The sequence below is a fragment of the Xanthomonas axonopodis genome (assembly GCF_001304695.1).
Lineage (GTDB): Bacteria > Pseudomonadota > Gammaproteobacteria > Xanthomonadales > Xanthomonadaceae > Xanthomonas > Xanthomonas axonopodis.
The window spans coordinates 1-546 of sequence record NZ_JFAQ01000305.1; the positions used below are offsets into that span (position 1 = coordinate 1).

1 pseudogene is annotated in these 546 nt (G+C 65.0%); it reads left to right on the plus strand.

Annotation, left to right across the window (positions count from 1 at the left end):
- Positions 1-546 (plus strand): annotated as a pseudogene (locus tag XAXN_RS19950) (adhesin); the annotation flags it as partial.

The window sequence follows — 546 nt, forward strand, 5'->3', positions numbered from 1 at the left end:
GGCGCCACCGCAGTGGGCGGGCTTTCCAGCGCCAGCGGCTTTCTTTCCACCGCCGGCGGTTATTCCTCGCGCGCCAGTGCGGACACCTCGACCGCGTTCGGTTACAGGGCGCGAAGCGACGGTGCCAGTAGCGTCGCAATCGGCGACACCTCTTTGGCCAGCGGAGCGCAGAGCGTCGTGGTGGGCGGCGTCAGCAATTTCGGCTCGATTACCGCAGCGACCGGTCTTGGCGGCATTGCGCTGGGCTCGGGTGCGTAGGGCCAATCCGACTATGCGATTGCCATTGGCTACGATTCCAACGTGTTTCCCAACGCGCCTGGCAATACCGATGCGGTGGCGATCGGACACAGCGCCGGTTCGTTCGCACCACGCACCGTGTCATTGGGCGGCTTTGCCTTGGCGTCGGGCGATGGAGGCATTTCGATCGGCCATGGCAGCTCCGCTTACAACGAAAATAGCGCGGCGCTAGGCGCGCGTGCGGCCACCTCGCAGTTCAATGGTGATAGCACTGTCATTGGTGCGGACGCGCAGGCCAACGGCGTCGAC